The sequence below is a fragment of the Cobetia sp. PDI-23MA genome (assembly GCF_059507735.1).
Map to the genome: position 1 here is coordinate 3,941,721 of NZ_CM183352.1, position 16,701 is coordinate 3,958,421.

Annotated in this window: 13 protein-coding genes; 2 read left to right on the top strand and 11 right to left on the bottom strand. The window is 62.5% G+C overall.

Annotated elements, in window-relative coordinates:
• Window positions 1–179: 179 nt before the first annotated feature.
• Both uvrD and hexR read right to left on the bottom strand, forming a co-directional pair.
• Window positions 180–2,402: a DNA helicase II gene (gene uvrD, locus AC5WNJ_RS16795; RefSeq protein WP_495930255.1), complete on the bottom strand. Its 2,223-nt coding sequence runs from the start codon at window positions 2,400–2,402 to the stop codon at window positions 180–182.
• 173 nt (window positions 2,403–2,575) lie between these two features.
• Window positions 2,576–3,442 carry a transcriptional regulator HexR gene (gene hexR / locus AC5WNJ_RS16800; RefSeq protein WP_043331730.1) on the bottom strand — a complete coding sequence of 289 codons (867 nt, stop codon included), beginning with the start codon at window positions 3,440–3,442 and terminating at the stop codon, window positions 2,576–2,578.
• A 166-nt stretch (window positions 3,443–3,608) separates the two neighbouring features.
• On the opposite strand from hexR, the gene AC5WNJ_RS16805 reads away from it, so the two are divergent.
• Window positions 3,609–3,833, top strand: coding sequence for a PA3496 family putative envelope integrity protein (locus AC5WNJ_RS16805; protein WP_043331728.1), 225 nt, complete (start codon window positions 3,609–3,611; stop codon window positions 3,831–3,833).
• 454 nt (window positions 3,834–4,287) lie between these two features.
• Here the strand turns inward: AC5WNJ_RS16805 and AC5WNJ_RS16810 are convergent, their stop codons facing one another.
• Entirely contained in the window at window positions 4,288–5,655 is a 1,368-nt protein-coding gene (locus AC5WNJ_RS16810) for a sodium-dependent transporter (protein ID WP_176678555.1), read from the bottom strand.
• A 350-nt stretch (window positions 5,656–6,005) separates the two neighbouring features.
• Window positions 6,006–6,908 carry a DUF72 domain-containing protein gene (locus AC5WNJ_RS16815; RefSeq protein ID WP_495930256.1) on the bottom strand — a complete coding sequence of 301 codons (903 nt, stop codon included), beginning with the start codon at window positions 6,906–6,908 and terminating at the stop codon, window positions 6,006–6,008.
• Window positions 6,909–7,138: 230 nt separating this feature from the next.
• Between AC5WNJ_RS16815 and AC5WNJ_RS16820 the strand changes: the two genes are divergently transcribed.
• The gene (locus tag AC5WNJ_RS16820; RefSeq protein WP_082388683.1) at window positions 7,139–7,825 is read left to right on the top strand and encodes a YitT family protein; all 687 of its coding nucleotides are present in this window, start codon (window positions 7,139–7,141) and stop codon (window positions 7,823–7,825) included.
• Here AC5WNJ_RS16820 and rluF read toward each other — a convergent pair.
• From rluF to atpG, 7 genes are all read right to left on the bottom strand, one after another.
• Window positions 7,822–9,192 carry a 23S rRNA pseudouridine(2604) synthase RluF gene (gene rluF, locus AC5WNJ_RS16825; RefSeq protein WP_495930257.1) on the bottom strand — a complete coding sequence of 457 codons (1,371 nt, stop codon included), beginning with the start codon at window positions 9,190–9,192 and terminating at the stop codon, window positions 7,822–7,824. The two genes, AC5WNJ_RS16820 and rluF, sit on opposite strands and share 4 nt — an antisense overlap.
• Window positions 9,193–9,361: 169 nt before the next feature.
• A complete protein-coding gene (gene glmS, locus AC5WNJ_RS16830; RefSeq protein WP_176678558.1) occupies window positions 9,362–11,209 on the bottom strand; it encodes a glutamine--fructose-6-phosphate transaminase (isomerizing) in 1,848 nt (615 codons plus the stop codon).
• Between the two features lie 11 nt (window positions 11,210–11,220).
• The gene (locus AC5WNJ_RS16835) at window positions 11,221–12,000 is read right to left on the bottom strand and encodes a DeoR/GlpR family DNA-binding transcription regulator (RefSeq protein ID WP_043331724.1); all 780 of its coding nucleotides are present in this window, start codon (window positions 11,998–12,000) and stop codon (window positions 11,221–11,223) included.
• Window positions 12,001–12,221: 221 nt separating this feature from the next.
• Window positions 12,222–13,592 carry a bifunctional UDP-N-acetylglucosamine diphosphorylase/glucosamine-1-phosphate N-acetyltransferase GlmU gene (gene glmU / locus AC5WNJ_RS16840; protein ID WP_495930259.1) on the bottom strand — a complete coding sequence of 457 codons (1,371 nt, stop codon included), beginning with the start codon at window positions 13,590–13,592 and terminating at the stop codon, window positions 12,222–12,224.
• 327 nt (window positions 13,593–13,919) lie between these two features.
• Entirely contained in the window at window positions 13,920–14,342 is a 423-nt protein-coding gene (locus AC5WNJ_RS16845; protein WP_054556360.1) for a F0F1 ATP synthase subunit epsilon, read from the bottom strand.
• 29 nt (window positions 14,343–14,371) lie between these two features.
• A complete protein-coding gene (atpD, locus tag AC5WNJ_RS16850; RefSeq protein ID WP_175088900.1) occupies window positions 14,372–15,745 on the bottom strand; it encodes a F0F1 ATP synthase subunit beta in 1,374 nt (457 codons plus the stop codon).
• A 56-nt stretch (window positions 15,746–15,801) separates the two neighbouring features.
• The gene (gene atpG, locus AC5WNJ_RS16855) at window positions 15,802–16,668 is read right to left on the bottom strand and encodes a F0F1 ATP synthase subunit gamma (RefSeq protein WP_043331714.1); all 867 of its coding nucleotides are present in this window, start codon (window positions 16,666–16,668) and stop codon (window positions 15,802–15,804) included.
• Window positions 16,669–16,701: the final 33 nt, after the last annotated feature.

Genomic DNA, 16,701 nt, shown 5'->3' on the forward strand with positions numbered 1-16,701 from the left:
GGCAATGCATGACGCGGCATCAAGGCAGCATGGCTGCCACTATGCCGCGACCAGTGGATGGCCCACAACTGCACCAAGGCCGTAATGGCGCACGAATACCGCGCCCCCTGTGCCGCTTTTCACTTCTTGCCAGCGCCTGCTGTCAGCGTCTCATGGCTACGTCTGTCATCAATGCAGGTTCAGCTCAGCACTTCCAGCTTGGCAAAGCCCAGCACCAGCCACTTGTCGCCTTCGCCCTCGAAGCTGATCTGCACGCGCGCGCGCTCACCCTGGCCTTCGGCATTGATGACCACGCCCTCCCCGAACAGCGGATGGCGCACCAGGCTGCCGAGCGAGAGTGCCGGCATGTCGCCATTGGCCTCGACACTCTCCTGACGCGGGCCGGACGGACGGCGATTCGGCGTGGCGCGCTGGGTGGACATCGGACGCGAGACCTGACCACGCAGACGCACCTCTTCCAGCAGCTCTTCCGGCAGCTCACGCAGGAAGCGCGACGGCCGCTGGAAAGTCTCCTTGCCGTGCATGCGCCGCAGCTCGGCGTAGGTCAGGTAGAGGCGCTGCATGGCGCGGGTGACACCGACGTAGCACAGGCGACGCTCTTCCTCGAGACGCCCCGGCTCTTCCAGCGACATCTTGTGCGGGAACAGTCCCTCCTCGACCCCGGCGACGAATACCACCGGGAATTCGAGGCCCTTGGCGGAGTGCAGCGTCATCATCTGCACGCATTCCTCGCCTTCGGCGGCTTCATGATCGCCGGCATCCAACGCGGCTTCGGCGAGGAAAGGTTCCAGCGCCTCGGCCCCTTCGCTGGGGGCTTCCGGGTCCATGCGCTCGCCCTGACTGAAGGCACGGCAGGCATTGACCAGCTCCGAGAGGTTCTCGAGGCGCGCCTGGCCCTTCTCGCCCTTCTCGGCGGCGTGATGCTCACGCAGGCCGGTGGCGTGGATGACGTGCTCGACCAGCTCATGCAGCGCCATGCCGGCGGTGTCGTTGTCGAGGCCATCGATGATGTCGGCGAAGGCTCGCACGGCAGTCGCGGCGCGTCCCTTGAGGACGCCATCGGAGACCGCATCGCTCATCGCCTGCCACATGGTCAGGTTGCCGTAACGTGCGCGCTCGCGCAGCTGCTCGACGGTGCGCATGCCGATGCCACGCGCCGGCACGTTGATCACGCGCTCCAGTGCCGCATCGTCCTCGCGGTTGTTCATCAGGCGCAGATAGGCGAGGGCGTTCTTGATCTCGAGACGCTCGTAGAAGCGCTGGCCGCCATAGATGCGATAGGGCATGCCTTGGCGGATCAGCGTCTCTTCCAGCACGCGTGACTGGGCATTGGAGCGATACAGGATCGCGATCTCGTCGCGGCTGTAGCCATGCTCATTGACCAGCTCGCGAATGGTATCGGCGATATAGCGCGACTCGTCGATATCATTGAAGCCGGCATAGACACGAATGCGCTCGCCACGACCGCTGTCGGTCCACAGCTCCTTGCCCATGCGCCCGCCGTTGTGGCTGATCAGGGCGTTGGCGGCCTCCAGAATGGCGCTGGAGGAGCGGTAGTTCTGTTCCAGACGCACCACACGGGTGTTGGCGAACTCCTCGGTGAAGCGCTGGATGTTCTCGACCCGCGCGCCACGCCAGCCGTAGATGGACTGGTCATCATCGCCGACCACGGTCATGCACTCGCGATCACCGGCCAGCAGCTTCAGCCAGGCGTACTGCAGGGTGTTGGTATCCTGGAACTCGTCGACCAGCAGGTGGGCGAAGCGCTCGCGGTAATGCGCCAGCAGATGCGGCGTATCACGCAGCAGTTCCAGCGAGCGCAGCAGCAGCTCACCGAAATCGACCAGGCCGCCGCGTTCACAGGCGAGCTGATAGAGCTCGTACATCTCGACCATCTTGCCCATGTAGGCATCGCCATGGGTCTGCACCTGATGGGCGCGCAGACCTTCCTCCTTGCAGCCGGCGATGAAGTACTGGACCTGCTTGGGCGGCCAGCGCTCATCGTCGACGTTGTGCTCCTTGAGCAGCCGCTTGACCATGCGCAGCTGGTCATCGCTGTCGATGATCTGGAAGTGCTCGGGCAGGCGCGCCTCCTGCCAGTGGGTGCGCAGCAGACGGTGACTGATGGAGTGGAAGGTGCCGACCCACATGTGGCGCAGGCTGCTGCCATTGAGCGCCTCGAGACGCGTGCGCATCTCCCGCGAGGCCTTGTTGGTGAAGGTCACCGACAGGATGGCGTAGGGCGAGAACTGATATTGGTCCATCAACCAGGCGATGCGGTGAACCAGCACGCGGGTCTTGCCGGAACCGGCCCCCGCCAGTACCAGCATGTTGCCCGGCGGCGCGGACACGGCCTCACGCTGATGCGTATTGAGGTGATCGAGGAGGGGCGATTCGGACATGCAGGGCTCACCACAGGGCAGAGGAGTCGAGGAGCGGAGCAGCGTGAGATTCGCTGCCCCTGTTCAGGCATCCACCTTATCACAGCGGCCTGCCCTGCTCTTCCCCGCGCCGGCCTTCCTTGCACATACGTGCCTTGCACTTGCCTTCAAGACAGATGATGCCCGGACGGTGCTCAGTGGGTATCGAAGTCGTGGTCGTCGATGCGCAGGGTGGCGAGGCTCTTCTTGACCGCCTCCAGCTGCTCCTTGAGCTTGGGCCCGCGCGCCTTGGCGACACCGACCGCCAGCGTATCGACGATCACCAGGTGCGCGATACGTGAGCTCATCGGGGTGTAGATCTCGGTGTCTTCGTGCACATCGATATGCAGCGGCAGCGTGACTTCATCCGCCAGTGGCGAACCACTCGGGCACAGCCCGATGACGGTCGCGCCGGCGTCCCGCGCCAGACGCACGCTGGCGATCAGCGCCTTGGTGCGGCCGGTCTGGGAGATGGCCACCACCACGTCGCGCGGCCCCAGCGTCACCGCTGACATGTTCTGCATGTGCGGGTCGGTGTAGGCGGCGGTGGAGATCTGCAGGCGGAAGAACTTGTGCTGGGCATCGTGCGCCACGGCGCCCGAGGCACCATAGCCGTAGAACTCGACCCGGCTGGCGGAGGCCAGCGAGTGGATGGCACGCGCGACGGCTTCGGCGTCCAGGCGGTCACGCACCGACAGCAGGGTGCCGATGGTGGAATCGAACAGCGAGTGCGAGAACTCGGCCACGCTGTCGGAGTCATTCATGGAGAACTGGGCGAACTGGGTGCCGGTGGCGAGGCGTTGCGCCAGCTGCAGCTTGAAATCCTGGAAGCCGGCAAAGCCCATTGCCCGACAGAAACGCACGACCGTCGGCTCACTGACCGATGACTCGCTGGCCAGATCGACGATCCGCATGTGAATCACTTCCTCCGGATGGCGAAGGACATAGCGTGCGACCTTTTGTTCAGAGCGGCGGAAATTCTCCATCCGGCTCCTCAGGTCGTCGAAGATGGCATGGCTCACGGCACACTCCTTGCAGACTTCATGGGCATGCCTGAGCTTACGTCATCCCCCCGGGGGTGTCGCCTGCACAGGCAGGCGATAGTCACAATTTTGTCAAGTGAGCTATAGTAAAACGGTGTGGCGCCAGTGAAAGCCCACATCCTTTGGATGCCATGGAGGTCGAATCATGCGTAATTCAGAGCAGGTAGATACGCTCAAGAAAGAGCTTCTCGATATTTTCATGACTCTCGGTGCCGACGAACATCAGGCCCGCAAGAAACAAAGCGCAGTCCGCCATCTCCGCGCCCGTCGTGGAATAGAATTGCACAACGAAATCAAGCGCCTAAGCGAGGATTTAAGCGACATCGAAGTGCTGGAAATGGATACTGAAAGCGATATCGACACCCACTGATTCCAGGCGGGGAGGCGATACGCTCCCCGCCGATCAGTGATGTTTTCACGCTCTGATCCGCCAGGATTCGGGCTCCATGCGACACCTTCCACCATCTCTTTCGAGCATGGTCGTACCCCCCTCTCGCGGTATTTCTCGCCAGATCCTCCCGACGAACACTTCTTGTTACGGCCCTTGTTGCGTCTGGATTCTCCTGAAATGGCGCGTTTTCTACACAAGGCCTGAAGATATCTCGCCGAAAGATCGTGATATTCATGCCTCATATTGCAAAACCCTACGACCAATGACGCACCATTACAGTGCGAGCGCTCACTGACCCTCTCTGACCTCAGAAAATCCGCCTCTGCCTCGTCAGAAACACGAGAGGCCCGCCGGATAGGCGAGCCTCTTGAGGTACTGCATCTTCGTGCTGAGTGTGACGTGCCGCTGCTGCGGTCAGCGAGGGCGGAGGTAGTTACAGGCTGGACGCGAACACCACGACCACACCGATCGGGGCGATATAGCGCGCCACGAAGCTCCACAGCGAGAAGGCAGAGTCGCTCATGTTGAGCTGGCTGCGCACCTCGTCACGGCCCATGAACCAGCCGACGAAGACGATGGTCGCCAGACCGGTCAGCGGCAGCATCAGCTTGCTGGTCGCGTAGTCGAGCAGGTCGAAGATGGTCATGCCCTCGAACTTGCCGAACATGCCCAGCGGCGCCACGTCACTCCACAGGTTGAAGGACAGGATGGTGGCGATGCCCAGCAGCCAGGTGGCGATACCCGCGACCCAGGCCGAGCCGACGCGCGACATCGGCGTCTTCTCTTCCAGCCATTCGACGATGGGCTCCAGCAGCGAGATGCCCGAGGTCCAGGCCGCGAATACCAGCAGCACGAAGAACACCACGCCGAAGACTTCACCGCCCGGCATGTGACCGAAGGCCAGCGGCAGGGTCTGGAAGATCAGGCCCGGGCCCGCGGCGGCGTCGAGGCCGTTGGAGAACACCACCGGGAAGATGGCCAGGCCGGCCAGCAGGGCGATGACGGTATCCAGCACCACCACGACCAGCGCGGTACGCCCGATGTTGACGTCATCGGACAGGTAGGAGCCATAAGCCATCATGATGCCCATGCCCAGTGACAGGGTGAAGAAGGCATGCCCCATGGCCGCCAGCACGCCATCCTTGTCGAGCTTGGAGAAGTCCGGCGTCAGCAGCCAGGCGGCCGCATCAGCGAAGCCATCGGTGGTGGCGGCGTAGCCGACCAGCACGATCAACATCACCGCCAGCAGCGGCATCAGGATCTTGGCGGCACGCTCCAAGCCACCGGCAACCCCGCCAGCCACGACCAAGATCACCATCAGCATGAAGGCACTGTGCCAGGCCAGCAGCGTGGTCGGGTCCCCCAGCAGACCGCCGAACAGACTACCGGCCGTGTCAGAGGTCAGGGTTTCGAAACTGCCACTGGCCGCGTCGGCGATGAAGGCCAGCGCCCAGCCGCCGATGACGCTGTAGAAGGACAGGATCAGGTAGGCGCCGAGCACGCCGGCCACCCCGATCAAGACCCAGGCGGGACTGCGTTTGAGCCGGGCGCTGATGTGGCTCATGGTCGAGATGGGGTTCTTCTGACCCAGGCGACCCAGCAGCCATTCCGACATCAGGATCGGCAGGCCGATCAGCAGGATGCAGATCAGATAGACGAGGACGAAGGCACCGCCGCCGCTCTCACCTGTCATGTAGGGGAATTTCCAGATATTGCCCAGACCGACGGAAGAACCGACGGCAGCCAGGGTAAAGGCCAGGCGAGAAGACCACTGTGCGTGGGAATGCGGTTTGGATGACATGTGAATCCCTGATTCGTCGCGAGGGCGCCAGTCGCTGGTAGCGACTTCGGGCACCTTGTTGTGCTTGTTGCATCATGCTGCCAATGCGGACGGATCATCCGTGGCCAACACGATGGCGTCGCAGGATCACTGCTGTGGTGCTCCCGGCATTCACGCTGACCGGGTAGGTCGTGGGGAATGACAGGCAAGTGCCGATAGGCACGCCGGAACGGGCAGACTGCCCATCTCCGGTAAATATCGCCGCGGTAACGGCAACATGTGGCTAAAGCTACTCGATTGAGGGGCCATCTGCCAGCAAGCCACCATCAGACCATGGCCTCACAGGAGAAACCTCACGCCCTGATGAAGCGTCAGAACAGGCTGCCCTGCCCCTCGCCCGGAAAGGCCCCGACCAAGGGGCGGTCCAGTTTCGCCAGCACCTGATTGGCCAACAGGCGTGCCAGTGCGGGCGCTGCCTTGTTGTCCGGTGTATGCACGAAGAGGAACGGGCTTTTCCCCTGACTTATCCACAAGAAAAGTCGCTCTACCCAGGGAGCAAACAGTGCCCGATTGGTGGCTTCATCGTAATGACCGATGAAACGCACCACGGGATGTTGTCCGCTGGAGAACACATGCAATGGGCGGTGAGGCTTTTCCGAGCGCGCCACCGCAAGGCCCGGATGCGCGGTGGCAGGGCCACTGAAGAGTGGACGCACATCCAGCATCACGCGATCGACTGCGTGAGTTATCAACAAGCGATTCAACTGTCGTTCCACCTCACCCTTGGCGAAGAAAATCGGGTCGCGGGGCTCCACCGCCCAGGCGAGCCCTGCTCCCTTCATCGACTGCAGGAATTGCTCGAGGCGTGGCAGGACTTCCGCCCCGAGGTCACGTGGCAGCTGAATCATGATCGGACCGAGGCGGTCCTTTATCGGTACCAGGCAATCGAGAAATGCCGCCAATTCCTGCTCGATGCCCTGCAGGCGCAATTCATGCGTCAGTCGGCCCGGCAACTTGAAGCAGAAGCGAAAATGGGCCGGCGCCTGACGAGCCCAGCTGGCGATGGCAGCAGGCGTGGGTTGAGCATAGAAGCTGGTATTGCCCTCGACGCTATCGAAGACCTGAGCGTAATCCGCCAGATGTTCACGCGGGCCGCTGCCCGGCAGCAGGCTACCGCGCCAGTCGTCATTGGCCCACATCGCGAGCCCGAGATGAAGATGCCCCGCCGAGTGCGAGGTTTCCGGCGGTTCGGAGGCTGCATGAAAATGGTGCATGAAGAGGCCAGAACTAGAGGAATATAAGGGTCAAAGAGCCAACAAGCCGAAGAATATCGTCTGGCAGAGCGACGTAAGCACAATAAAAACTGTCATCACGGCGTGCTATGGTCCGCATCCTGCATGACACGTCAGCAGGCGGTCCACCCACCGCCCTGACTCCGCTTCCAGCCAGCCACAAGCCGCGCCGGAAGACACTCTCGTTGACTGCCCATACCCCGGAGCCTGTCATGACTGCTTTCCAACGACTCATTCTGCGCGCCAGCGGCAGCCGCTCACGCGCGGCAAATGCCATCACCCTGCGTAGCCTGATCACACTCATCGAGGGCTGCCTGCTGGTGGCGCTCGGCGTACGCCTGCTGCAGGCCGGTGGCCTGCTGGTCAGTGGCACTGCCGGCATGTCGTTGCTGGGTGCCGACCTGACAGCACTGAGCTTCGGCAGCCTGTTCTTCCTGATCAACCTGCCCTTCTACGGCCTGGCCTGGAAACAGCTGGGGCTGAATTTCACCCTGCGCACGCTGGGCTGCGTCAGCCTGCTCTCCGTGCTGTCCGATGTGTTGGCGGTCAGCTTGCCGCTGGGTGCCGTCAGCCTACCGGTCGCGGCGATTGCCGCAGGCCTGTTGATCGGTCTGGGCATCACACTGCTGTTTCGCGAGAACGCCTCGCTGGGCGGCCTGAACATTCTGGCGCTGCATTTGGAGCGACGCTTCGGCATCCATGCCGGTCGCACCACCTTCGCCTTCGACCTGCTGCTGATCGCGATCGCCGCACTGGTCTACCCCTGGCCACAGGTCATCTGTTCGGCGCTGGCATTCGCGACACTGTCCTTCGTGCTGGGCCGCTATCATCGCCGCACGCCTCAGACCGCACAGCCTGCTTCACCGGCGCATGACAAGCAGGTGCAGACGGCTCACTAGCGGCGACCGCGTCCCCCATTGGAGGAACCGCCCCCCTTGTACGAGGCGCCCTTGCCAGCCGGGCTGTTTTTCCCCGAGCTCGTGTTGCTGTAACTCTTGCTGCTGCCGACCTTGTTGGCAGCGGTCTTACTGTTGGCAGAGCCCTTGTTGGCAGAGGTCTTGTTGACAGAGCCCTTGCTGTTGGCCGCGCCACGCTCATTGCGGCCATCACTGGCATTGCCACGCGTGCGCGGCTTGAGGCCGCCGGCGAGATTGCCGGCGCCTCCCGAACTCTTGGTGGTATTCCTGCGGGCACTTCTACCGTCACTTGTGCCTTCCTGATTGCCACGCCCTGGGGTGCGCTCATCAGAACGCTCGCGACGCCCTGTACTCTCCTGCTTGGTTCCTGCCTGCTGAACGCCTGAACGCTGGCCCGGATGGCGTTGATCAGCACCGCGCTGACGTGTGTCGCGCTTATCAGGGCTGCGCTGACCCGAACTGCGCTGACGTGTGTCACGCTGACCGACAGCGCTATTGCCGCCTTCATGACGTCGAGTCCCGTTACGCCGCCCAGCGTCCGTATCCTGGGCGGCGCGCTGATGGCGCGCGGCCGTCGCGTGCTGGGAAGGAGGCGGTGCCGCCGCCAGGCGCGAGGCTTCCTCAGTGCCGCTGGAGCCCTCGATCATCTGCTGGATATCCGCCATCTCGCGCTGGGTGAGATAGCGCCATTCGCCGACTCCCAGCCCGTCCAAGCTGACATTCATGATGCGCACCCGCTTGAGCTTGAAGACCTCATAGCCCAGCGCCTCACACATGCGACGGATCTGACGGTTGAGGCCCTGGGTCAGGATGATGCGGAACACATAGGTCGAGATCTGCTCGATGCGACACGGCTGGGTGATGGTGTCCAGAATCGGCACGCCAGCGGCCATGCGCTTGAGGAAGTCGCCGTTGATCGGCTTGTCGACCCGCACCACGTATTCCTTCTCGTGGGCATTGCCAGCACGCAGGATCTTGTTGACGATATCGCCGTCACTGGTCAGGAAGATCAGGCCATCGGAGGGCTTGTCGAGGCGACCGATCGGGAAGATGCGCTTGGGATGACCGATGTAATCGATGATGTTGCCGTCGACATGGCGCTCGGTGGTACAGGTGATGCCCACCGGCTTGTTGAAGGCCAGATAGACCGCTTCCTGCTTGGCTTTCAATGGCTTGCCATTGACCAGCACCTCATCGCCCGGCGCGACCTTGGTGCCCATTTCGGGCACGACACCATTGATGGTCACGCGTCCTTCGGCGATGTAGCGATCCGCCTCGCGTCGCGAGCAGAAGCCCGTTTCGCTGATGAACTTGTTGAGGCGGGTAAGCGATGCGTCGCGATCAGTCATGGCAGGTCACGTGCGTGCGCCGGGCGATGAACGCGCAGCGGACGGAAGGGGATAAGAAGGCAGGCACACAGGATACCAAAAACGGCAGCCCTGAGGCTGCCGTTGGCACAATGAGACTGGGCTCATCTGCTGCTGCGCCAGATAGGGCGCAGCCGTCTTGCATCGCAGATCACTCGACCGTGACACTCTTGGCCAGGTTGCGCGGCTGGTCGACATCGGTGCCCTTGAGCACGGCGACGTGATAGGACAGCAGCTGCAGCGGCAGGGTGTAGAGAATCGGCGCCAGCACTTCGCTGACATGCGGCATGCGCAGCACACGCACGCCTTCGCTCTCTTCAAGGCTGATGTTCTCGTCAGCGAACACGTAAAGCTCGCCGCCACGCGCACGCACTTCCTGCAGATTCGACTTGAGCTTCTCGAGCAGCTCGTCGTTCGGCGCCACCGCCACTACCGGCATGTCGGCATCGACCAGTGCCAGCGGGCCGTGTTTCAGCTCACCCGCCGGATAGGCCTCGGCGTGGATGTAGGAGATTTCCTTGAGCTTGAGCGCGCCTTCCAGTGCGATGGGGAACTGGGTGCCACGCCCGAGGAACAGCGCATTGTGCTTGTCGGCGAAGGCCTCGGAGAGACGTTCGATCTCACTGTCCATGGCCAGTGCCTTGGTGACCAGCGACGGCAGCTGACGCAGCTCACGTACCACCTCGGCTTCACCCGCCTCGTCACCGCCACCCACACGACGCAGCGACAGTGTCAGCAGCATCAGACCGATCAGCTGGGTGGTAAAGGCCTTGGTGGAGGCGACGCCGATTTCCGGGCCGGCCATGGTCATCAGGCTGAGGTCTGATTCCCGCACCAGCGAGCTGCCCGGGACGTTGCAGATCGCCAGGCTACCGAGGAAGCCACCCAGCGACTGGGCATAGCGCAGCGCGGACAGCGTATCGGCGGTCTCGCCGGACTGGGACAGTGTGACGAACAGGGTGCCATCGGCGACCACCACCGGACGGTAGCGGAACTCGGAGGCGACCTCGACCGCCGCCGGAATGCCGGCCAGACGCTCGATCCAGTAACGCGCGACCATGCCGGCGTGGTAGCTGGTCCCACAGGCGACGATCTGCACCTGCTTGACCTGGCGGAAGAGGTTCTCGGCCTCGCTGCCGAAGCTGCGCACCAGTACATGATCACCGTTCAGGCGACCTTCCAGCGTGGCGGCCAGCACGCGCGACTGCTCGTGGATTTCCTTGAGCATGAAGTGACGGTAATCGCCCTTGGAAGCGGCATCCTGCGCGTGCTCGAAGGTCTGCACCGGACGCTCGTTGGCCTCGGTGACCAGGCGCTCGCCCTGCTCGAAGATCTCGATCTGCTCGGCGGTCATGCGCACCAGATCGCCTTCCTTCAGGTAGATAAAGCGATCGGTGACCTGCAGCAGCGCCAGCTGATCGGAGGCCAGGAAGTGCTCGTCGATCCCGACACCGATCACCAGCGGGCTGCCCTGACGCGCGCCGATCAGCACGTCCGGCTGGGCGCGATGCACCACGCCCAGCGCGAAGGCGCCATCGAGCAGCGCCACCGCCTTCTGCACCGCGGTCAGAAGGTCCTGACTCAGGGTGTATTCACGCGCCAGCAGGTGCGCGACGACCTCGGTGTCCGTCTCGGAGGTGAAGACATAGCCCTGCCCTTCCAGCTCGCGCTTGAGGGTCTCGTAGTTCTCGATGATGCCGTTGTGGACCACGGCCAAGCTATCGCCGGACTGGTGCGGGTGGGCATTGGCCTCACTCGGCGCGCCATGGGTGGCCCAGCGGGTGTGTGCGATGCCGACACGCCCCTTGAGCGGCGCTTCCTCGAGACGCTCCTGCAGCGCTGCGACCTTGCCCAGTGCACGCACGCGGTTCAGGCGACCCTCTTCGGAGAGGACGGCCATGCCCGCGCTGTCGTAGCCACGGTATTCGAGGCGGTGCAGGCCCTCGAGCAGGATATTCTGGACGTTACGACTGGCGACGGCGCCGACGATGCCACACATGAGCGATCTCCTTATGCAGTTGCTGGCTCGATGAGCGGGGCGATCAACACCTCGACGCCATGAGCACGAATCTGGTCACGCGCGGCATCAGGCAACGCGTCATCGGTTATCAGGGTACTGACGCTGGACCAGGCCAGCTCCAGGTTGGGAATGCGGCGGCCCAGCTTGTGGGATTCCGCCATCACCACCACTTCACGCGACACCTCGGCCATCACGCGCGACAGGCCGATCAGCTCGTTGAAGGTGGTGGTGCCACGCTCGAGATCGAGACCATCCGCGCCGAGAAACACCTGATCAAAGTCATAGCTGCGCAGCACCTGCTCCGCCACCTGCCCCTGGAAGGAATCGGAGTGCGGGTCCCAGGTGCCGCCGGTCATCAGCAGCACTGGCTCGTTTTCCAGCTCGCGGATGGCATTGGCCACGCTCAGCGAGTTGGTCATCACGATCAGGTCATCCCGGCCCTTGAGCTCGGGAATCAACACCACCGTGGTGGTGCCGCTGTCGATGATGATGCGCTGGTGCGCGCGGATACGGCTCGCGGCGAGACGGGCGATGGCCTGCTTGGCGGCGCTGACCGGCTCGTCATGCACCAGCAGCTCACGCGGCATGGCCACGGCACCGCCATAGCGTCTGAGCAGCAGGCCACTCTTCTCGAGGAAGGCCAGGTCCTTGCGGATGGTGACCTCCGAGGTGGCAAGCTCCCGCGCCAGTGCCTCGACACTGACCTCACCGTCACGCGCCAGCTGATCAAGGATCTGGTGACGCCGTTGTGGTGTCAGTCGCTTTGACATCGGGGCCCCCTATAAAGTTTCGAATCGAAAGATAAGAGAGATGAATCGAAACATCAAGTGAAAGACGATAGAGGATGAGACGATTCACTCCTGGCAGGTCGTCCAGCGCAACCGGCCGAAACGAAAAACGGGGAGGCACCTGTCGGTGCCTCCCCGCCAGTGATGCTCATCTCCCCTCAGGGGCAAGCATCGCTACCACTACTGCCGATCACTGCAGCCGATCACTTCTTGGTCGGACGCGGCCATTCCGGCTTGTCGATACGCTTGCCACGCGCCACGCTCAGCGCACCCTCGGCGACATCGCGGCTCAAGGTAGAACCGGCACCCACGGTGGCACCGGCACCGATCTTGAGCGGTGCCACCAGCGCCGAGTTGGAGCCGATGAACGCATTGGCGCCGATTTCGGTGCGGAACTTGTTGGCACCATCGTAATTGCAGGTGATGGTGCCGGCGCCGACATTGACGGCCTCACCGAGGGTCGCATCGCCGACATAGCTCAGGTGATTGATCTTGGCATCGACACCGACCTGGGCATTCTTGGTCTCGACGAAGTTGCCGATGCGTGCGCCACGCGCAAGCTCAGTGCCCGGACGCAGACGCGCAAACGGGCCGACATTGTTGTCGCCTTCCAGCACGGCACCATCGATGACGCTGTGCGACGCGATATGGGCGCCGGCACCGATGGTGGCGTTGCGGATCACGCAGTGGGCACCGATGACCACATCATCCGCCAGGGTGACGTCGCCTTCGAAGATGCAGCCGACATCGATGCTGATGTCAGTGCCGATGGTCAGCTTGCCGCGCACGTCGATGCGTGACGGATCGGCCAGGCTGGCGCCTTCGGTCATCAGGCGGTTGGCCTCACGACGCTGGAAGGCACGCTCGAGATCGGCCAGCTGCAGGCGGTTGTTGACGCCCTGCACTTCCTCGACCGCCGCCGGCTGGGCGGTGGCGATGTTGACGCCTTCGCTGGCTGCCATGGCGATGATGTCGGTCAGGTAATACTCGCCCTGGGCATTGTCGGCGGACAGCGCCGGCAGCCAGCGCTTGAGCTGGGCACCGGTGGTGGCGAGGATACCGGTGTTGCCTTCCTGGATGGCCAGCTGCTCCGGCGTGGCATCCTTGTGCTCGACGATGGCGCTGACGCGGCCTTCGGCGTCACGCACGATACGGCCATAGCCTGTCGGGTCTTCCAGAATCACCGTCAGCAGCCCCAGGGTCTGCTCACTGACTTCGGCCAGCAGCGCCTCGAGGGTCTCGCGACGAATCAGCGGCACATCGCCATACAGGATCAGTACCTTGCCATCACCGATGGCGTCCAGTGACTGGGCCACGGCATGCCCGGTGCCCTTCTGCTCTGCCTGTACCGCGAAACTGGCACCGGTATCGGACAGCTGCTGCTGGACGCGCTCACCACCATGGCCGATGACGACATTCAGATGCACACCGTTCAGGCCTGCAGCAGTGTCAGCCACATGACGCACCATCGCCTTGCCTGCCAGCGGGTGCAGCACCTTCGGCAATCTAGAACGCATGCGGGTGCCCTGACCTGCGGCAAGAATGACGACGTCGGTACGCTCTGCGCTGCTCATCGGTGAACTCCTGTAGAAAGCGGGCCTTCATACCTGAAGCCCTGAAAATAGTGGCGCCATGATAGCAGCTGATCCGTGACCTGCCAGTGACGAGGTTTACCCACGGGACTGTCGCCGAGAACAGACCCGAGAAAGTAGCAGTGCTCACGCAAGAGCTCTCAGCCAAGCGGCTCAGCACTCAAGGTGCTGACGGATGAGCACGCTCAACCTTGAATCGCGCCAGGCTACCCCAGCGGCAAGACTGTCCATTCCCGGGTGATGAGCACAAAAAAAGGCGACCCGAAGGTCGCCTCTTTCCTGTCACTGGCCGTCATGGCCCAGTGCATCTCAGCGCGTGTGACGACGCATCTGCTGCACGGTGCGCAGCTTGGCCATCGCCTCGGCCAGTTCGGCCGTGGCGCGTGAGTATTCCAGTTCGGAAGCCTGGTCGTTCATGGCCTTCAAGGCCACTTCCTTGGCTTCCTGGGCTGCCGCCTCATCCAGATCGTCGGCACGTACTGCGGTGTCGGCGAGGACTGAAACGAGGTTCGGCTGCACTTCGAGGAATCCGCCACTGACGTAGTAGATTTCCTCGGCCCCACCCTGACGCTGAACGCGAATCGGGCCGGGTTGCAGCTCGGTCAGCAGCGGAGCGTGACCCGGCATGATGCCGAGGTCACCTTCGCTGCCGGCAGCCACGAGACGCTCGACCAGGCCGGAAAAGATGCCTTTCTCAGCGCTGACGATGTCGCAGTGGACGCTCATAGCCATACCTGTTTCCTCATGCCTGAACAGGGAAATTACATGCCCTTGGCTTTCTCGACAGCTTCGTCGATGGTGCCGACCATGTAGAACGCCTGCTCCGGCAGTGCGTCATATTCGCCGTCCAGGATACCCTGGAAGCCGCGGATGGTGTCCTTGAGGGACACGTACTTGCCCGGCGCGCCGGTGAAGATTTCCGCAACGAAGAACGGCTGTGACAGGAAGCGCTGGATCTTGCGCGCACGTGCCACAGTCTGCTTGTCTTCGTCGGACAGCTCGTCCATCCCGAGGATGGCGATGATGTCTTTCAGCTCCTTGTAGCGCTGCAACACACCCTGAACGTTACGGGCAGTGTTGTAGTGCTCTTCGCCAACGACCAGCGGGTCGAGCTGACGAGAGGTGGAGTCGAGCGGGTCGACAGCCGGATAGATACCCAGCTCGGCAATCTGACGGGACAGTACGACAGTCGCGTCAAGGTGCGAGAAGGTGGTCGCCGGCGACGGATCGGTCAAGTCATCCGCGGGGACGTAGACGGCCTGCACGGAAGTGATCGAGCCAGTCTTGGTAGAAGTGATGCGCTCCTGCAGGACGCCCATCTCTTCCGCCAGAGTCGGCTGATAACCCACCGCGGACGGCATACGACCCAGCAGTGCGGACACTTCGGTCCCCGCCAGGGTGTAACGATAGATGTTGTCGACGAACAGCAGAACGTCACGACCTTCGTCACGGAACTTCTCAGCGATGGTCAGACCGGTCAGTGCCACGCGCAGACGGTTGCCCGGCGGCTCGTTCATCTGGCCATAGACCAGGGCAACCTTGTCGAGAACGTTGGATTCCTTCATTTCATGGAAGAAATCGTTACCTTCACGAGTACGCTCACCCACGCCCGCGAACACGGAATAACCGCTGTGCTCGGTGGCGATGTTGCGGATCAGCTCCATCATGTTGACGGTCTTGCCGACACCGGCGCCGCCGAACAGACCGACCTTACCGCCCTTGGCGAACGGGCAGACCAGGTCGATGACCTTGATGCCGGTTTCCAGAAGCTCGCTGGACGCTGCCTGCTCCGCGAAGCTCGGGGCTGCACGGTGAATCGGCATGTGCTCTTCAGCACCCACGTCGCCAGCTTCGTCGATCGGCTGACCCAGCACGTTCATGATGCGACCCAGAGTCGCCGTGCCGACCGGCACGGAGATCGGAGCACCGGTGCTCTCAACTGCGAGACTGCGCTTGAGGCCTTCGGTCGAACCCATTGCGATAGTACGGACCACGCCGTCGCCCAGCTGCTGCTGGACTTCGAGTACGGTCTCGCTATCGGCGACGTTCAGGGCGTCGTAGACCTTGGGCACTGCGTCCCGCGGAAACTCGACGTCAATCACCGCGCCGATGATTTGTACGATACGTCCGCTCATTCCTGGTTCCTCTTAAACCTGCGATTGAAACCTGCTTGCCTGTTGCCACGCTGTCATCAGACGGCGGCGGCACCGGATACGATCTCGGAGATTTCCTGAGTGATCGCTGCCTGGCGGGCCTTGTTGTAGACCAGCTGAAGGTCGTCGATCAGGTCGCCGGCGTTATCGGTCGCACTCTTCATTGCGATCATTCGCGCTGCCTGTTCGCAGGCGATGTTCTCGACCACGGCCTGGTAGACCTGGGCCTCGACATAGCGCTTGAGCAGCTTGTCGAGCAACGAGACGGCATCCGGCTCATACAGGTAGTCCCATGTAGTGGGACCGGTTTCTTCGTCATTCAGATCAGCTTCGAGAGGGAGCAGCTGACGCACGACCGGCTTCTGCGTCATGGTGTTGACGAACTCGTTGAACACCACGTACAGACGGTCGAGGCTGCCCTCGTCGAATGCGTCCAGCATGGCCTTGACGCTACCGATCAGATCCTGGGTACCTGGGGAATCCCCGAGACCGGACTTGGCGGCAAGCAGGTTGCCACCGTAGTTGCGGAAGAAGGTACCGGCCTTGGAGCCGAGGGCACAGAAGTCCACCTCGACACCCTGGTCGCGCCAGCTCTTCGCATGCTTGGTGACAGCCTTGAACAGATTGGCGTTCAGGCCACCACACAGGCCGCGATCACTGGAGACCACGATATAACCGACACGCTTCACATCGCGTTCCATCAGATAGGGATGGCGATATTCCGGGTTGGCCCGGGCGATGTGTCCTACAACCTTGCGGATCTGATGAGCATAAGGCTGGCTGGCCGCCATGCGATCCTGCGCTTTACGCATCTTGGACGCAGCCACCATTTCCATGGCGCTGGTGATCTTTTGCGTATTTTTGATGCTCCCGATCTGGGAGCGAATCTCTTTTGCAGCTGCCATAGCGATCTGCCTTATTCATGCCACCCGAAGGGA

Coding starts and splice junctions, on each gene's coding strand:
- uvrD (WP_495930255.1), bottom strand. CDS start 2,402: ATGTCCGAATCGCCCCTCCTCGATCACCTCAATACGCATCAGCGTGAG.
- AC5WNJ_RS16805 (WP_043331728.1), top strand. CDS start 3,609: ATGCGTAATTCAGAGCAGGTAGATACGCTCAAGAAAGAGCTTCTCGAT.
- AC5WNJ_RS16810 (WP_176678555.1), bottom strand. CDS start 5,655: ATGTCATCCAAACCGCATTCCCACGCACAGTGGTCTTCTCGCCTGGCC.
- AC5WNJ_RS16815 (WP_495930256.1), bottom strand. CDS start 6,908: ATGCACCATTTTCATGCAGCCTCCGAACCGCCGGAAACCTCGCACTCG.
- AC5WNJ_RS16820 (WP_082388683.1), top strand. CDS start 7,139: ATGACTGCTTTCCAACGACTCATTCTGCGCGCCAGCGGCAGCCGCTCA.
- rluF (WP_495930257.1), bottom strand. CDS start 9,192: ATGACTGATCGCGACGCATCGCTTACCCGCCTCAACAAGTTCATCAGC.
- glmS (WP_176678558.1), bottom strand. CDS start 11,209: ATGTGTGGCATCGTCGGCGCCGTCGCCAGTCGTAACGTCCAGAATATC.
- AC5WNJ_RS16835 (WP_043331724.1), bottom strand. CDS start 12,000: ATGTCAAAGCGACTGACACCACAACGGCGTCACCAGATCCTTGATCAG.
- glmU (WP_495930259.1), bottom strand. CDS start 13,592: ATGAGCAGCGCAGAGCGTACCGACGTCGTCATTCTTGCCGCAGGTCAG.
- AC5WNJ_RS16845 (WP_054556360.1), bottom strand. CDS start 14,342: ATGGCTATGAGCGTCCACTGCGACATCGTCAGCGCTGAGAAAGGCATC.
- atpD (WP_175088900.1), bottom strand. CDS start 15,745: ATGAGCGGACGTATCGTACAAATCATCGGCGCGGTGATTGACGTCGAG.
- atpG (WP_043331714.1), bottom strand. CDS start 16,668: ATGGCAGCTGCAAAAGAGATTCGCTCCCAGATCGGGAGCATCAAAAAT.